The sequence below is a fragment of the Enterococcus sp. AZ078 genome, assembly GCF_051714985.1.
GTDB lineage: Bacteria > Bacillota > Bacilli > Lactobacillales > Enterococcaceae > Enterococcus_B > Enterococcus_B hirae.
Genome location: NZ_JBIOSW010000001.1, coordinates 578,332 through 596,544 on the forward strand (window position 1 = coordinate 578,332; position 18,213 = coordinate 596,544).

Here is an 18,213-nt window from a genome sequence, read left to right on the forward strand (position 1 = left end):
TTCACGACCTTTATCTACTTGCATCCTCTTAGAGAAAGCTATATGATTTGACTTAGCATGATGAACAAAAATTGATTTCTTCGACAGAGAAGGAGAATAAAATGTACCCAGAAACGAAACAGTTGATTTTAAATAAACTTGAAGAAGGTTATTATCCTGGTGTTGTTGGTGCGTTTATTAAGCATAAGCATGTTGAAACTTTTTCAGCAGGTCATGCACAGATCGTACCTGAAACCCAACCAATGACAGCAGATCTATTATTTGATGTGGCTTCTTTAACAAAAGTGATCGCTACCACCAGTCTAGTGTTACGCTTGTGGGAAGATGGTAAAATCGACTTAGACAAACCGTTACACCATTATTTACCGGCTTTTGAAAATGAAACAATCACGATACGACATTTACTGACTCATACATCAAATATTGAAACTTGGATTCCTAATCGAGATCAACTCTCTCAAGAACAGCTGATCGAAGCCTATTTAAAGCTTCAACCTGGTGATCAGTTAGGGAAATTAGTGAAATATACAGATGCAGGCACGATTTTATTAGGATTGATGCTTGAAGAGATTTTCCAAGAGCCAGCCACAGAATTATTTGAAGAACAAGTATTAGCGCCTTTAGGGATGATGCACAGTACGTTTTTACCTTATCCTTCTAAAAGAATTGTTCCCACACAACAACTCGCTTCAGGTGAGGTTTTGCGGGGAGTTACACATGATCCTAAAGCGAGAGTACTCGCTGAGCATGCAGGAAATGCTGGGTTGTTTCTTGATTTAGAGGACAGTATTACCTTTGTAAAAATGTATTTGAATTTAGGGAAAGCTGAAAATGGGCGTTTTTTAGAAGAACAAACGATTCGCTCACTTTTACAAGATCATACGCCAACGAAAAAAGGCAATCGTTCCTTAGGATGGGATTTAAAAAAAGGATTAGAACAACAGCAACCAATTCTTTTTCATACTGGTTATACGGGCACGTTCTTACTAATTGACATTATTGAACAAGAAGCATTTATTTTCTTATCAAACCGTATCCATCCAACGGATCATCGTGAAGCTTACATTCGTTGTCGTGATGAAATTGTTGAAAAATTTTTGAAAGAGAAAGCGTTATTAAAAAAATGATGCTATAATAACTATGAACATTGAGAGGAGTTTGAACTATGCAAGAACCTATGTTTTTAAAACCAGTTTTTCAAGAAAAGATTTGGGGAGGCAGCCGTTTAAGATCAGTATTTGGATTTGATATACCTAATGATAAAATCGGTGAAGATTGGGCGATCAGCGCACATCCACATGGTGTAAGTGTCGTTGAAAACGGTGAATACCAAGGACAAAAATTAGACGAGTTATGGCAAAACCACAAGGAATTGTTTGGCAACCCAACTGAGCCTGTCTTTCCATTATTAATTAAAATCTTAGATGCAGAAGATGAATTATCAGTACAAGTCCATCCAGATGATGCTTATGGAATGAAGCACGAAGGTGAGTTAGGAAAAACAGAATGTTGGTATATCATTGATGCTGAACCTGGAGCAGAAATCATTTATGGCCATCATGCAAAAACAAGAGAAGAACTTGCTGAGATGATCCAAGAGGGTCGTTGGGATGACTTATTGAAAAAAGTCCCAGTTAAAAAAGGCGACTTTTTCTATGTCCCTAGTGGAACGATCCATGCAATTGGTAAAGGGATCATGATTTTAGAAACGCAACAAAGCTCGGACACGACTTATCGTGTATATGATTATGACCGTAAAGATGCCAATGGCAATACGCGTGAATTGCATATCCAACAATCAATTGATGTGACAACTGTTCCAGCTATTACGCCACAGATTCAAATGAAAGAAGTACGTAAAGGGAATTCTTCGATCGTTACGTATTTAGAGACCGAGTTTTTTAATGTTTATGAATGGGATATCAAAGGAATTACATCATTTAAAAAACAAGCACCTTATACATTAGCGACAGTAATCGATGGAGCAGGAGAGTTAGTTGTTAATGAAAAAATTTACCCATTAACTAAAGGGGCAAGTTTTATTTTACCAAATGACGTGACAGAATGGACGGTTCAAGGAGAGTTATCAATCATTGCCTCTGAACCAGGTAAAGCATCGAAATAAAGAATCAGTGATTTATTAGTTAACTTTGCAGATGGTTATTTTTTCTGATTGGTGTTGTGAAATAAAAAAACTGAGCCTTGTGTTGTGAATGTCTTAAGTTAGACCAAGATCTAACTGAAGCAAGTCAGCACAAGTGTTCAGCTTTTTTGTTTTAGAATGCTGGTAAAAATGAAGCTGCTGATTGCTAATAAAAAATTAGGAAAAATAGGTTCTTGAAATAGCTTTCAATCTGTGGTATATTTTCGGTGTAGAGTTAAAACGTTTTAATTATTGATGAATGGCGTTTGATTCAATTAATACGTAATATGGAGTGATGAAGGAATGAACACTGTAACAGTTATCGGTAGCATTAATTTAGATCGGACCATCCGAGTTAAACACATGCCTAAACCAGGAGAAACGATCCATACGAAAGAAACATTTTCAGCTGGCGGAGGAAAAGGAGCAAACCAAGCAGTTGCTGCAAGACGTTCAGAAGCTACTACTCATTTTATTGGAGCGATTGGTACCGATGAAGCTGGCAAAACAATGGCTGAGCTTTTAGAACAAGAAGAAATCAATTTACAAGGTGTAGCAACTCTTGAAAACCAAGCGACTGGTCAAGCTTACATCATCGTTGATGATGCTGGGGAAAATAGTATTATGATCCATGCCGGAGCGAACAATGCGTTTACACCAGAACAAGTTAGACAAAACAAAGCGATCATCGAAAAAAGTGATTTTATCATTGCACAGTTTGAAAGCGCTATAGAAAGTACGATTGAAGCTTTTAACCTAGCAAAAGAGGTTGGAGTAAAAACAATTTTGAATCCTGCCCCAGCATTAGAAAATGTGCCTGAAGAGTTATTGAAAGTAACAGATATGATTATTCCTAATGAAACAGAAACAGAAATTTTAACAGGGATTTCGATTACGGACGAAGAAAGCTTAAAACAGGCTGCAGCTCACTTACATCAATTAGGAATCGAAGTTGTAATTATCACGATCGGAAGTAAAGGCGCATTTTACTCGATTAAAAACAGCAAAAATGGGATCGTGCCAGCGTTTAAAGTGAATGCAGTCGATACGACAGCTGCAGGTGATACATTCATTGGTGCGATGAGTAGCATGTTAGCAACTGATTTTAGTAATTTAGAGGAAGCAATTACCTATGGAAATAAAGCTTCTTCTTTGACTGTTCAACGTTTTGGCGCACAACCTTCTATTCCATATAAACAAGAATTGAATTAAGAAAGGACGTTTTTATTATGAAAAAATCAAAAGTAATCAATTCAGATATCTCTCGTGTAATCGCACAAATGGGACATTTTGACACATTAAGTATCGGTGATGCAGGTATGCCCGTGCCGATGACAACTGAAAAAATCGATTTGGCTGTAGATAATGGTATTCCAAGCTTTATGGAAGTCTTGAACAATGTGCTTGAAGAGTTAGAAGTTCAACGTATTTATTTAGCTGAAGAAATCAAGTCAGAAAACCCTAAAGTATTATCGGAAATTCAACAACGGCTACCTGAAACACCTATTACTTTTATCCCTCATAGTAAAATGAAAGCTGATTTGAATCAGTGTCATGCGTTTATTCGCACAGGGGAAATGACACCTTATGCTAATATTATTTTAGAAAGCGGCGTCGTTTTTTAAAAAAGAAGGAGGAATAGTCTGCCATGAATACTACCGCGCTTTTAATTGGCTTAGGCCCACTACTTGGTTGGGGGTTATATCCTACGATCGCATCTAAGATCGGGGGACGTCCGGTCAATCAAATTTTAGGTTCAACATTAGGAACATTGATTTTTGCAATTGTTTTTGCTTTATATAAAGGAATGGAGTTACCAACAGGATCTGACCTGACTTTTTCAATCTTATCTGGTGTTGGTTGGGCAATCGCCCAAATCATTACATTCCAATCCTTTACCTTGATTGGTTCTTCTCGTGCAATGCCTATTACTACTGCTTTTCAATTATTAGGGGCTTCATTGTGGGGCGTGTTTGCTTTAGGAAATTGGCCAGGCGCTACTGCGAAAGTCTTGGGTGCCTTTGCTTTAGTTTTGATTATTTTAGGTGCTTGGATGACTGTTTGGACTGAAAAGAAAAATACAGAAGGCAGTAACTTATTGAAAAAAGCGGTCCTTTTGTTAGCAGTAGGTGAAATCGGCTACTGGGCTTATTCCGCAGCTCCTCAAGCAACTTCAATTGATGGAATGCATGCCTTTTTACCTCAAGCAATTGGTATGGTAATCGTTGCTGTTGTTTATTCAGCTGTTTTAAGTTTTAAAGAAAAATCAGCGTTTGTCGAAGTTGTCTCTTATAAACATATTTTTTCAGGATTTTTCTTTGCCTTCGCTGCTTTAACTTATTTAATTTCAGCTCAACCAGATATGAATGGGTTAGCAACAGGGTTTATTCTTTCTCAAACATCCGTAGTATTAGCGACACTGACTGGTATTTGGTTCCTAGGACAAAAGAAAACCAAGAAAGAAATGACTGTTACAGTTATTGGACTAGTCTTGATTTTAGCTGCTGCTACGATCACTGTAATGATCTAACTCTTCCCCAAAACAAAATAAGCTGAACTGAAAGACATTGATTGACTTAAGTTGATCAATGTCTTTTATTTTTTTTGGAAGAATCGCAAATAAATCGTAATTATAGAGTGAGGAGGGATTTACGTGTTACGAATCTGTTCAAAAAAAGCAATTCGAAGTAAAGCACTAACGATTCGATTATTTGATGGTTCTACGTGGGCTAATTTAGGGAATGGACAGTTTATCAATCAAGAGACAAAAAAAGAATTACCTGACTACAAGATTTATCCACAAATAAAAACAGCCGTTTCTTCTGGCGGTCTTATTTTTGCTAAACGAAGGAACACAAAACAAAACTTACAGTACGTGGAACGACCAATGAAAGTAAAAGCTTGGCAAGTTTAGTCGTTGCAAAAAAACATATTTGTTCGTTGAAAACATTATATGTGAGCATCATTACTGGTTAGCAATCTAACTGATAAAGATGATTTGCTGTCAATCTTTATCGATGCTCAACTAAATGACAGTCCTGTTAGTGTTGGCATGCTAACAGCAAAAGTATGACTAGAATCTCTTACGGAGGACGGAACCGATAACTGTGATTAATGGTTTGAAGAAAAATTTCTTACGTAATGTTTTTTCCGAGGACCGTGAGGATATGGGTTGGCTTTTTCCTAAAAAAGTCAGGTTTCCATTTATCCTAAAAATGGTGTGGCCTTAAAATTTTTAAGGAGTGACAACTTGATGACAGAACTCCAGCGATTATTAACTTTTATGCGTAGTAGTAAAAGAAAACAGATTACTTTGCGTGAATATGAACAGCTTGTTCATCAAGATGGATGGACAAATGGAGACAAAGCAAAATTGATCAATCAGATACAAAAAAGTGGCGTTTTAAGGTATGACCGCACTAAAAATGAATATGTGATTCGCTTGATTCAGTAGCGAATATTTTGATTTTTAGTGTCAGTAGTAATTCTATGTTTATGAGAGAACTTTTGTAGATAAGCAGGTTTATTATCAAAAAACAGGAGAATTTCGATGAAAAAATACCAGTTAGTTGTACGCATATTTTTGATCATTCATTTATTATCCGTTTCGTTTTGCCGACCACTTGTTGTTTTAGCAGGAAATTTAGAAAATACAGATCAAGACGATCGTAAAATAAGTTTTCTTCAAGAGAATCAGTTGATTCAAACTGAAGACGGCAAATTATATACGACAACTCCTTCGAATTACATCACTCACTCGATTCATGCTGCTTTAGGAGAAACTCAAACCCACCAACGAAACAATCAAACGATTTATGTTGACCCCAATGCTCATATCTCCAATATTGATATTCGCTTATCGAACGGTGTACGTGAATATGGCTGGTACGGTAAACGGATCAACAATGAAATTGCCTTGTGCATAGAACCAGGTGCTGCACTTAATCTTGGAAATAACTCTGGCTATACAGTCGCTGAGCGAAACACTGAACAGATGAAAAAAATTTCTTTGATTAAGTATTACGGGCTGATGGTTTCGGGCCACACGTTGAAAAAAGAATTGATGACTCAAATTTTGGCATGGGAACAACAAGGGATTACACCGTTGAGTATTTCAGGGGTATTTTCGATGACGGACTATCAAACCTTTAAATCTGCTGTCATGAAAAATGTCAATTATTTCTATACATCACCTTCTTTTGACAAACAAACGATAAACTTAAAAGTTGGAGAAAGTATCACCTTAACTGACACGACCCATGCCTTTAGTAATTATCAGTCATTACCATCTTTCGTCTCACAAGGACTAAGTATTTCTAAAAAAGGAAATCAATTAACGATTCTTGCCAACAAAAATGCAGAAGCGACTAGTCGAGTTGAATTTGACTATGATATTGCCTCTACTTTTCAAGGTGTTCCGCTAATTTATCAACACCCATATACCCAAAATATGATGGTTGGCAGATTAAATGAACATAGAAAAATTTCTTTAACCATAACTGTTTTAAAAAACGGCAATGCCCGTGTACGCAAAGTAGATGAAACGACCAAGCAACCACTGGTAGGTGCCGTTTTTCGTTTTACTACGTCTGATGGAAAAACCAAAGAAATCACTACAGGTTCTGATGGCTATGCTACCTGGAATGATTTGTTAGTTGACACCAAAGTAACGATCCAGGAAATCAAAGCACCGAATGGCTATGTCCTCAATGCCACACCTCAGACAGTAACCATCAAAGCCAATGAGACCACCACGATCAGTTTAGATAATAAAGAGCAACTAGCGAATCTCAAAGTGATCAAAGAAGATGAAGAAACAGGCAGTAAACCACAAGGGGCTTCTCAATTGGTAGGAGCTGTTTATGAGTTAACTGATAAGAATGGGACTTCTGTTAGCAAACTAACGATGCAAGATGTCAATGGCATAGCACAAGCAGAGGTGAAAGGATTAAAGTTAGGAACCTATTATCTCCAAGAAATCGAACCACCAGAAGGTTACACTTTAGATACTACAAAACATACCGTTAACCTCACGTATGCTGGACAAAAAGAAACTGTAGCGCTTCACAGTAAAACGGTGACCGATCGAGTCATCAAAGGAAATGTAGAAGGCTATAAGTTTGGTTCACGCCCCTTGATTCCTCAAACCATTTTTGAAGTAATTGCCAGACTGAAAAAAGAGCAACAGGGGATAAAGCCACCTTTAGAAGGGGTTGAACTGACAGCTACTTCCCACACCACTGGACAAGAATATGTCCAAGTTACTGGTAAGCACGGATATTTCAAATTTGAGAATCTACCTTATGACACTTATACCATTGAAGAAACCCAAGGTGTGGATGGCTATTTATTGATCGAACCATTTGAAGTGACAATCACGGAAGACGGCTATACCCATTTCTTTTTATTGGAAGATGAAGTGATTGAATCTCTATTGCATATTGTCAAAGTGGATGAAGAAACAGGCGAGAACATACCTTACGCAGGCGCTCAGTTCAAAATTTTTGATACTTGGGCAAATGAAGGAGAAGGCGAATTTGTTTCGATGATACGACCCAATGACACGGAACAGACCGAGATTTTTGAAACCAATGACAAAGGCGAAATCATTACCACAGAAAGTTTGCCTTGGGGTGTGGATCGCTATGAACTCCATGAGATCAAAGCACCAGAAGGATATGTACCACTAGAAGAACCACTCATTTTTAGTGTCACAGAAGAGAATGCGGATGCCTTGATTCGTTTAGAAATTCCGAACCGATTAGCTCGTCAAAATATCCAATTGATCAAACGAGATCGGTTGAATGAACAACCATTAGAAAATGTCCCATTTCATTTATACAACATAGCAGCGGATGAAAATGGAGAGTTGACTGAAACCTTAATTGAAAAATATTTGACTGATAAAGAAGGGAAAATCAATGTAGAGGCGCTACCTTATGGTAACTATAAATTTGTTGAGGTGGCACCTTTGGCAGGCTATTTGCCATTAGAAGAACCAATGGATTTTTCTGTCACGGTTGAAAAGGACGGCGAGCTACTTGTTCTTGAAGCCTACAATGAACGGGAAGCATTAGAGTTGACCTCTTTATTTACCGATATTGCTGGCGAAAAAACACTTGATCCAACAGTAGACAATCAGTTGAAAGATGTGGTGTGGATCAAAGGCGAGGCAATCGAAATCGGACACACTTATACTGTTTTTACGCGATATAAGAATACGAAAACAGGAGAAGTGGTCAGTGAAGCAACATCAACTTACACTCCAAAGAACAAAGAAGATACATTTGAAGTATTTCTTGAGTTGAAGGCAAATATCCTCAAAGATGGCGATCAATTAACAGCGACCCACGTCCTATATTATGAAGAAGAGCAAAAAAATGAAGTAGGACGTGAGGATGATTTAAGGAACAAAGATCAGACAATTACATTAAAAAAAGAAAAATTATTATTAAAGCAAAGCATATTGCCAAAAACGAATGAACGACGTTCGCTGGAGAAGGTTCTTCTTGGATTGAGCTTGATTATTATCGTTAGCAGTTATCTCTATCTTCAAAAAAAGCAGAAACATGTATAGTTGTGAAAAAATTGATTTCGCTTATTTTTACTAAAAGTATGATCAAAGTGTTTAGAAGATAAAAGAAAGGATGGTCTAAAGAATGGTGAAACGTTCAATCGTTGTAGATCAGTTATCGAAAAAGAATCTAGGCAGGATAAAATATGGACTTTTGTTCCTTTTTATCAGTGGAAGTATCACAGGAATTACTAGCATCTACCTAAGTCACAATCAGGAAAAAACAGTAGCAAGTAAACAAAAACAAGTAGCAAATATCATTGATACAAAAAACATAGAAAAAGAAGAAATACCCACTCATTATTTTCTTGAAGAGGATCATGATCCGGCAATCGCAGTCATGGAACAATTTGACTATTTTAGTTCTAAAACTGAGGGAACGGAATTGCCACTTCAACAACTAGAGCATGAGGTAGCGCAATTAGTCGTTGCCTTTGCTAAAGAAAAAAAGAAAACAGAAGTCACAACTTTAGAAACTTCAAAAGAAAGAGCGGATAGTAAACAAGCCCCAGTCTATGAGGCCCCTCCAGTTTCTATTGAAAAAGAAAAGAATCGTGAGAGTGACCAAACGACTTGGCAGAAACCACAAATTTCACTAGCATCCACTTACATGGTCATTGAGCAATATAGTAAATTTGAACCAGCAGACTATTTTGAGATTCTCACGGGTAACGACGCTTTTCCCACAGTCAAACATAATTTTATTGACACGTCGAAGCTAGGCGAGCAAAAATTTACGATCCGTGTCACCGACTCGGCAGGAATGTTTACAGATGCCACCATCTACTTTTTTGTTAATAGCTTACCGAAAATCAACTTGAAGCAGACGACAATGTACCAGCAGATCGGTGTACCAGTTGATTTGTTAGCAGGAGTATCCGCAATGGACCAAGAAGATGGGGATCTAACCGCAAAGATTGAAGTCGAAACAAATCTAGATATCAACAAAGAAGGAAGCTATGAGGTGCTTTATTCTGTCAATGATCGACATGGGGCTCAAGCGAAAACGAAAGCGTTTATCAAAATTGAAAATGATGCACCGGTAATCCATATACCCGAATGGATTGACCATCAGATAAATCAAGAGTTGAATATTTTCGACTATGTGAAAGCTTGGGATAGGGAAGACGGAGATATCTCATTAACTAAAACCAATATCTTAGAAACTAATTTTGATTCCAATAAAGAAGGAAAATATTTCTTTAGGATTGGCAATGTGCAAGATCGATATGGAAAATATGCAGAGGAGAGACGACTTCTCGTACAAGTAACGAATGAAGCCCCTAAAATCATCCAGGCGGATCTTCAAGTCAACGTTTTCTCTGCTTTGAAGAAAGAAGATTATCTTGCACAACTGGTTGTTTCAGATCGAGAAGATCCGTTAGAACGATTAAATATTGAAATAGATGAAGCAGCATGGAATCGGATCGATACATCTAAATTAAGAAAATATTTGCTTCCTCTTAAAGTCACTGATACAAATGGCAAAACAACCAGTGGTTATGGGAAAATCACGGTCATCAATGAACCACCACGATTTATAGGCATAGCCGATAAGGTGCTAGCTATTGGAGAGGCATTTGATCCGCTAGCAGGAATTGAGGTTTACGACAAAGAAGAAACATTATCTTTAACAGATGTCGAAGTGACTGAAAACGTCGATGTCAACAAACCAGGAACTTACACTGTCAGTTTGAGTATCAGTGATTCTTTTGAGCGGGTACATGCTAGTTACCAAGTAACCATTATGAATCAACAAGCGATAGAAAAGGAGAAAGAATAATATGGACTATTTTGAGCAAGCGATGTCGTTGTTTTCAAAAGGAGTACTTGCTTCTGGCAGTCTGCTCACTGTATGGGGGATTATTCAACTCGGTGCGGCTATCAAAGAACATAATGGTCCCGGAATGCAAAATGCTCTTTTTCAGATCGTTGGTGGGGCTGTTATCGTTGCAGCTGGCGCTTGGGTAGCAACAATTTCAATCTAAGGAAGTGGCTAAGCTGGACGGTGCAATCAAATTTTTACTACAAACAATTGCTGATCAATTAAATTTTTCAAACGACCCTAAAAATATGCTACTACAAAATCTAGAAACCTATCTACCTGATATCTATCAATACAGTGAGTTAATTATGAATGGAGTAATCAAACCAATTGCTTATTCTGTACTAGGCTTTTTACTATTGCTGGAGTTTCAACAAATGGCACAAAAGATTTATGGAAATTATTCCGGTTTTGGTGGCATGGAGTTGTTCCTCCCGCTCTTTCTTAAATTAGGAGTAAGCCTGTTGATCATGCGCCATTTAACAATATTTATCCATATGATCGTTGAAATTAGTACAACAATCAGTAATGGTATCAGTCAAATTGGGATTCGAGAAGGTGGAAGTAAGGCTGTTGATGTTCTTTCATTGATTGAGGGAATCTACCATTGGGGCTTTTTTGAAAAACTTACGTTGTTAATTATTTTGTTGATCCCGTTGATTTTATCCGTACTAACAAGTGTGCTAACAAAACTGGTTATTTTCATGCGTTTTTTTGAAATTTATTTGTATTTTAGCATTTCTCCATTACCTCTTGTGACGTTTCTTAATGAAGAAGTTAGTTCGATTGGTAAAAATTTTTTGAAATTAGTTTGTGCTTCCTCCCTGCAAGGGATCCTCTTATTTATTATATTAAGTTTTTATCCACTGCTCGTACATTCTGTGTTTTCAATTGATGAAAAACAGGGAATGATTGCAGTGATCAGTGGGATATCAGGGAATTGTCTAACATTATGTGCTAGTTTATTTTATACCAATAAATGGGCAAAAATCATTCTTGCAACTGCCTAGAGAATCATTTTTAACTGGAGGGAAATAAAATCGATGATTGAAGTACCAATTCGAAAAGAAATTTTAACCTACCAAGAAAAATTGTTTTTTGGCGTTTCGTTAAGACAATTTATCTCTGCTGTTGTAACGTTGCTTTTGATCGTTCCTCTGGGCATTTTAAATTATGTCAGTTGGAAGTATCCGATTGATGATATCGGGATCGTTTTTATGGTACTCAGTGCCCCTATCTTGTCAGTGGGCTGGCTGACACCTAATCACTTACCTTTAGAAAAGTATGTGCAGATTCGATGGAATTATTTTCAATTGGCGAATTATTATACTTATCCTATTGTAGAGGAGTTGTATTCAAATGCCATGGTGGGTCAAAGGAGTAAGCGTGCCGAAAGAAAACAAGTTGAGTACGGAAACTAATAATAAAAAATTTATTCGTTTGATGCAAAAACAAAAGAAAAAAAGAGGGCAATATCAAAAAAAGTTAGCGCCAAAGCGTAATGTCCAAGATTTGTTGCGTTATGAAAAAATGTTTGAAAGTGGCATTTGTGAAATTGTGCCTAATTATTATTCCAAAAGTGTTCGATTTTCAGATGTGAATTATCAAATTGCTCAACAAGACGAACAATTGTTGATTTTCCAAAAATATGGCGAACTATTGAACAGTCTTGATGATACGATCCATCTAACAATCACGATCTTAAAAAAAAGAGTTGAGCTTGATGAGATGACGGATAAGCTTTTTTATGAGAGTAAAGGCGATCAACATGATAGCTATCGTGAAGAAGTCAATCAGATGCTTCTTCAAAAAATCAATGAAGGGGAGAATCGTTTTACAAAAGAAAACTATTTGACTTTCAGTACTCCAGCCAATCACTTAGAGCAGGCAAAACAATTATTGGGACGAATCGAAAAGAATTTAATCGGAAATTTGGAAGAAATTGGCTCAACGGTTGACCCATTAGACGGTTTAAAGCGTCTAAAATTGGTCAATCAGTTGTTGAAATCATCGGAACACTTTCAATTTAACTATTCCGATTTAGTCTTTAATCATCTTTCAACAAAAGCTGTGATTGCTCCTTCCAGTTTTAATTTTAAAAAGAAAAACTATTTTGAAATCAATGAGGAATATGCCCAGATTCTTTACCTAAAAGACTATCCAGCTAGATTGTCAGATAAACTCATGGCAGAATTGATGGAAATACCCGAAGAAATCACGTTATCGATCCACATTGATCCAGTCGGGGCTGAGCAAGCCAATCATCTGGTTCAAATAAAAAAAGCCTATATGGAAGGAGACAAAGTTGCTGCTCAAAGAAAAGCAACTCAAAAAGGCTACGATCCTTATACAAGTATTCCATATGAATTAACCAATAGTATCAATGAAGCTAATTTATTATTAGATGATTTGTTAAAAGAAGGACAGAACTTATTTTTCGTTTCGGTTTTTGTCTATTTCAGAACAAACACAAAAGAAAAATTGACTGATATAGCCGAACGAATTTTGAGTATTGCCAGAAAAAATGGTTGTGGCTTTCATTATTTGGATTATCTACAACTAGAAGGGATGAATTCCGTCCTTCCATTTGGAAAAAATTGGATAACAACCCGCCGAACATTGACTACAGCAAGTGCAGCTATCTTTATTCCATTTACTGCGCAAGAACTTGACCACGAGGAGGGTAAATACTATGGAATGAATGAGCTAACGAAAAATGTAGTTCGGATCAATCGGAAACGGTTGAATACCCCAAGTGGAATGATTTTAGGTAGTTCAGGCTCAGGAAAAGGGGTAGCCAAAAAATATGAAGAAATTACTACACTACTAAAAAATCCAACAGACGAAATCATCTCGATTGATCCTGAAGATGAAGATACATTAATTGGGCAAACTTTTGATGCGCAAATTGTTAAAATTGCACCAAACACCGATACATTTATCAATCTATTGGATATCACAGATGATTTAAGTGGGGAAGTTGATCCAGTAAAATTAAAATCCGACTTTTTGTTAACAGCATTTGAAGCTTTGATCGGTGGACAATCGGGTTTGAATTCCGCACAACGTTCCATCATTGATCGTGTGACTCGCTTGACTTATTTTAACTATTTTCATTCTCAGGACAAGCAAATGCCAACATTAGCGAAGGAATGGTTTACGTTGCTCAAAGAACAGCCGGAAAAAGAAGCGCAGGCACTAGTATTAGACTTAGAATTATATATTGAAGGTTCTTTAGCGATTTTTTCCCATACGACAAATATTGAGTTAAATAAGCGTTTTATCATCTACAACACCAAAGAGTTAGGAAGTCAGTTAAAAACATTTGGGATGATGGTGGTTTTAGAGCAAGTATGGAATCGGGTGGTACGTAATCGGGATCGAGGGATCACTACGTGGATTTACATTGATGAAATGCAGTTGATGCTAAATGATCCTTACTGTGAAAATTATTTTTTTGAATTATGGAGTCGTATCCGAAAGTGGGGAGCAATTCCTACAGGGATCACGCAAAATGTGGAGACGTTACTGCTTTCAGATAAAGCACGGAGGATGCTAAGCAACACTGAATTTATCATTATGCTAAAACAGGCTAAAAGTGATCTGGACGAACTTTCTACTCTTTTTCGTCTTTCTACTCAACAACAAAAACACTTGATCCATCCGCCAAAAGGTGCAGGGTTGATACGTGCAGGTCATGCAATCGTGCCTTTTTCTAATACCGTTGATTCAACCACAAGATTATATGAATTAATCACGACTGATCCCGAGGAACGGATAAAAAGAAAACAGGAACAACCCGATGAATAAATCTAATTGGAACAAACGAGACAACGAGTATCGGAAAATTTTTCTATCAAGTAGCTTGAATCAATCGATAAAACGGAGCGTTACAAATAAAATGTTAGTTCCCTTCAGAAAAAAGCGTCATAAGTTCTTAGCTGTTCAGCCCAATAAATGGCATTTTTTTAGATCACTCATGGTTCTTAGTTGTGTATTACTATTCTTACTGACGATAGGGATAACCAGTGTCATTTATTCGAGTGTACCCAATATCAATGAATTTGAATTAACAAATATTTGGACGTACATGACTCATTTGGATGTTGAAAAAAATCGAGTGCTTCGTCAGCAGCATAACATTATTAAAATCAACGGACAGATAGGGATGACACAAGAAATGAATTTGGTTTCTAATATTGATGAAGTATTGTCTTATTTGGGTATTTGTTATGAGAATGTGGAACTCGAAAATCCAGTAATCAAAGCGAAAATCCATGAGATCCATGATAACTTATGGTCCCTTCATGCAAAAGGGAACGAAGCAACATTAACAACAAAATATTTTACTCAGATCATTGAATGGACAGAAGAATTGAAAGAACGATTGAATGCTGGTTCAACGATTGGTCGTTATCGTCAATTGATGGAACTACAATCGCCATTTAAGGAAGATCATCGATTAATGGTCAATCAAAGATATGGTTACTTTCTCGATGGCCAAGAAAAAAAGCTATTTCAGGGAATCCAATTACAAGCTGAGAAAAATATAGAATTATATGCTCCGATGGTTGGGAAAACGACTGTGACTGATCAGTCAATCGTGATCCAATTCAATAATCGACAGCTTGTCTTAAAGAATGTTTCACCATTAGTCAATCATGACCAAGAAGTCGTTTCGGGAGAATTGATTGGAACTGTAGCGAAAGAAAATGAATTAACCATTGAATATTCCAAAAATGGACAATCAGTAAATCCAAGTTTTTATTTTGAAGAAGTAGCATATTCGGAAACATTCCAATTAGACTCTGGTAATCAAAACACGTCATTTGATGAATGGACATTTCGGCAATTAATTCTGCTTAAGTGTCATGCGTTTAGCGATCGAGCAGATAAAATTTTACAAGAAGCAAAAAGAAACGGCATCTCACCGGTGATCTTAGCGGCGATCATGATTCATGAAAGTGCTTGGGGGACTAGTAAAGGAATCCTAGAAAAAAATAACCCAGCTGGTCTAATGAATGATCAAGGTTTAATTTCATATCGTACGTTAGACGAAGGAATCGAAGCAACTGGTCGAACACTTAAAAAGCTGATTATTGACCAGCAACGAGTAACTGTCGAACAATTAGGAGCGGTCTATTGCCCGATTGATGCGACAAATGATCCCATGGGGCTCAATCGTTATTGGGTGCCTGCGATCAAACAATTAATGGTGCAATTGGGTGGAAAGCAAGAGATGGGATTGCTGTGGGAGCGATTCTCTGACTTTCATGAGGCTCTTTTAGCTAAAGCACAAAGTCTTCATCAAAAAGGTGTGTATTATTCTCAGGGAAACCAAAGAGGCGTATTTCCCTATCACGATTGCTCGTCTTACGTAATTTGGGTGTTGAATGAAATGGGACTAAATGTACCGTTGGGAAATACAGAAACACTTTATGGTTTGGAAGGACAACTTCTCTATCCGATCAACTATTCCGAAGTACAAGCAGGTGACTTATTTATTTGGGGAGAAAAAGGTAATTCGTCGGGCGATTTTGGGCATACAGGATTCTTTTTAGATGCTGGTGGAAAAACGATTATTCACTGTACACCTGCTACGAAAAAAGGATTTAGTCAAAATGGTGATGTCGTCATTACTCCATTTGCAGGGTATTATGGTGATCCACAACTGGCACCAGTTTACTTTTATCGAATCGTAGGGAGCGGGTAAAAATCAGAAATAAACATCAATTATTTACAACGATTGCTTGTTTGGTTATCAGTAGCAGTATAGCGGTAAGTATTGGATATACTTTTGGTAAAAAGAACACACAACAAGAAGCAAATAACCGTATACCTGTTGCTCATTTCTCGGAACAACAGGTCAATGATTTTTTATGCTCGTATTTTACTTTCACAGAGTACGGGGATAATTATTTGAATTATGAGAAATTTTTAGCAAAACAAGCGAAAATTGCTGAAGAAGAAAGCAGAAAGCAAAGCGAATTTTTTCCACAATTTTTTGGTCATTCTCGTTTTATAAAAAGTAAGAATTTTATACGTCACGTGAATGACCAACAAATTGAAGTGATTGCCAACGTCACAAGGACGATTGATAGTTTGAATCAAGAAGGTAAGTCTACTAAAACGCTTGAGAATGAAGGGCTGTTTCAAATTTGGTATGTGTTTGATTCAGCTACAAAACACTTTTTGGTGGAAAGGTATCAACCAATAGAGATAGCTGAAAAGGAATCGAAAGAATACGCAGAATGAAAATACCGGTTTTGTCCATCACTTTTGGTAAATGAAAAGGATGTCTATCCATGGCAAGAGAAACTGTACTGATTGATCATGTCAAAAGGCTAGAAATCGAAGAAGAGCGTCTACCGATTTTCGAGGCCCTCATTTTATTAGAAGAGGTCAATAAACAAACGATCCTTAATAAAAGCATAGGTAGTTGTCGTATTCGGATTTACAATCATAAAAATCACCTTCTTCATTCAATGGAATTACAATTTCCGTTAAAGGATGCCATAGAAGAAATAATCAGTGGGCAATATCAGATAGTCCGAAGTAAAAAGAAGACGACAAAAAGTAAAGCAGCGATACGCACGAAAAAAGCAATTAAGTATGGTGAACCTAGCAGATCAACCAAAGGAAAATTACTATCTTTGATTCCCACGATCAAAAGGATCTGGTTTATTGTGGTGATTGTTTTCAGTCTTTTCATAGGCATTAGCGTAATGTGGCCACACTTTATTACGAAAGTAGATCAAAAAGAAATTACCACGACAGAGGAGCAGGAATGGGCAAAATTAATCGAAGCGCAAGCCTATCTTCAAGCAGCAACGGAATATCCAGAAAAGCGTCATGAATTGATCGACTATTTGACAGAGCAACAAGAATTTACATGGTTGAAAGAGATCAATGAATATTACCCCACCGCAGATGCACAATTTGATTTAGCTTTTTTTGAAAAAAATTGGGAAGTAGTTATTGAAACGTCCCCAGAAAATTTATCTGACAAAAGAAAAGCGATGCTTGCATTTGCTTACATTGAATTAGAACAATTGGCCGAAGCAGAGATATTAAATAAATATTTAGAAAGTGAAGAATTATCAAAAAAGTTAGACCAAAATTATTTACAGAAAGGGCTGTTTTTTTTAAAACAGAAGAAGATTGCAGAAACAACGAAACATTTAGAATTGATCCAAGAGGAAAAAGTGAAAAAAATATTACAAACTTATATCGAACAAGCTTCCATCATTATTGATTTTATTGAGTTATACCAGCAAAATGAAGATCCGGAAAATCAATTATTGTGGGAACAACGATTAGAAATGATTGGTCAATCAGATATCAATGATAGGGAATGAGTGGTCTTGGATTCAGTTGTTATTTGTCGAATGATAACTAATTAAGGGGAGTAAGATAATAAAAATAATAAAGAAGAAAAAGAGATTGGCAAATTAGCTAAAATCATTAGTTAAAAGATAGTGTTGAAGTATTAATGAAAAGAGGTAACGGCAGAAAAGTTAGTTCGCTTTTTCAAACGATTCTTACTTATCGTCAGTGAAGTCATTTGCTTTTCCAATCGTATCCCAAGGTAATAATCATTACTTGATCAAAAATGGGCCAAAGAATACCAGAAATCAGAGCAGTGATTTTCGTATTCTTTGGCTCAATTAT

General features: G+C 36.8%; 16 protein-coding genes. All 16 read left to right on the forward strand.

Annotated features, from left to right (window positions below; genetic code table 11):
- Positions 1-101 precede the first annotated feature (101 nt).
- Entirely contained in the window at positions 102-1,127 is a 1,026-nt protein-coding gene (locus tag IGJ18_RS02875) for a serine hydrolase domain-containing protein (protein ID WP_010720025.1), read from the forward strand.
- A 38-nt stretch (positions 1,128-1,165) separates the two neighbouring features.
- Positions 1,166-2,125: a mannose-6-phosphate isomerase, class I gene (gene manA, locus IGJ18_RS02880; protein ID WP_010720024.1), complete on the forward strand. Its 960-nt coding sequence runs from the start codon at positions 1,166-1,168 to the stop codon at positions 2,123-2,125.
- Between the two features lie 321 nt (positions 2,126-2,446).
- Positions 2,447-3,355, forward strand: coding sequence for a ribokinase (gene rbsK / locus IGJ18_RS02885; RefSeq protein WP_010720023.1), 909 nt, complete (start codon positions 2,447-2,449; stop codon positions 3,353-3,355).
- 17 nt (positions 3,356-3,372) lie between these two features.
- On the forward strand, positions 3,373-3,768 hold the full coding sequence (rbsD, locus tag IGJ18_RS02890) for a D-ribose pyranase (protein WP_010720022.1): 396 nt from the start codon (positions 3,373-3,375) through the stop codon (positions 3,766-3,768).
- 23 nt (positions 3,769-3,791) lie between these two features.
- The gene (gene rbsU / locus IGJ18_RS02895) at positions 3,792-4,673 is read left to right on the forward strand and encodes a ribose/proton symporter RbsU (protein ID WP_010720021.1); all 882 of its coding nucleotides are present in this window, start codon (positions 3,792-3,794) and stop codon (positions 4,671-4,673) included.
- A gap of 123 nt (positions 4,674-4,796) precedes the next feature.
- Positions 4,797-5,057, forward strand: coding sequence for a hypothetical protein (locus tag IGJ18_RS02900; protein WP_010738415.1), 261 nt, complete (start codon positions 4,797-4,799; stop codon positions 5,055-5,057).
- A 339-nt stretch (positions 5,058-5,396) separates the two neighbouring features.
- A complete protein-coding gene (locus IGJ18_RS02905) occupies positions 5,397-5,597 on the forward strand; it encodes a hypothetical protein (protein ID WP_010720019.1) in 201 nt (66 codons plus the stop codon).
- Positions 5,598-5,693: 96 nt separating this feature from the next.
- The gene (locus IGJ18_RS02910) at positions 5,694-8,720 is read left to right on the forward strand and encodes a SpaA isopeptide-forming pilin-related protein (RefSeq protein WP_438842862.1); all 3,027 of its coding nucleotides are present in this window, start codon (positions 5,694-5,696) and stop codon (positions 8,718-8,720) included.
- Positions 8,721-8,802: 82 nt separating this feature from the next.
- Positions 8,803-10,500: an immunoglobulin-like domain-containing protein gene (locus tag IGJ18_RS02915; protein ID WP_438842863.1), complete on the forward strand. Its 1,698-nt coding sequence runs from the start codon at positions 8,803-8,805 to the stop codon at positions 10,498-10,500.
- Between the two features lies 1 nt (position 10,501).
- Positions 10,502-10,705, forward strand: a complete 204-nt coding sequence (locus IGJ18_RS02920) for a hypothetical protein (RefSeq protein WP_010720016.1) — start codon at positions 10,502-10,504, stop codon at positions 10,703-10,705.
- A 4-nt stretch (positions 10,706-10,709) separates the two neighbouring features.
- Positions 10,710-11,552 (forward strand): hypothetical protein, encoded by an 843-nt coding sequence (locus IGJ18_RS02925; protein WP_010720015.1) that lies wholly within the window; start codon positions 10,710-10,712, stop codon positions 11,550-11,552.
- A 33-nt stretch (positions 11,553-11,585) separates the two neighbouring features.
- Positions 11,586-11,963, forward strand: a complete 378-nt coding sequence (locus IGJ18_RS02930) for a PrgI family protein (protein WP_010720014.1) — start codon at positions 11,586-11,588, stop codon at positions 11,961-11,963.
- Complete coding sequence (locus IGJ18_RS02935) at positions 11,902-14,352, forward strand: VirB4-like conjugal transfer ATPase, CD1110 family (RefSeq protein WP_438842864.1); 2,451 nt, start codon at positions 11,902-11,904, stop codon at positions 14,350-14,352. Before IGJ18_RS02930 ends, IGJ18_RS02935 begins: the two co-directional genes overlap by 62 nt.
- A 169-nt stretch (positions 14,353-14,521) precedes the next feature.
- Positions 14,522-16,255, forward strand: a complete 1,734-nt coding sequence (locus IGJ18_RS02940) for a peptidoglycan amidohydrolase family protein (protein WP_438842866.1) — start codon at positions 14,522-14,524, stop codon at positions 16,253-16,255.
- A gap of 41 nt (positions 16,256-16,296) precedes the next feature.
- The gene (locus tag IGJ18_RS02945) at positions 16,297-16,797 is read left to right on the forward strand and encodes a hypothetical protein (protein ID WP_438842867.1); all 501 of its coding nucleotides are present in this window, start codon (positions 16,297-16,299) and stop codon (positions 16,795-16,797) included.
- Positions 16,798-16,847: 50 nt separating this feature from the next.
- Positions 16,848-17,900, forward strand: coding sequence for a hypothetical protein (locus IGJ18_RS02950; RefSeq protein WP_438842868.1), 1,053 nt, complete (start codon positions 16,848-16,850; stop codon positions 17,898-17,900).
- The last annotated feature ends 313 nt before the right edge of the window (positions 17,901-18,213 follow it).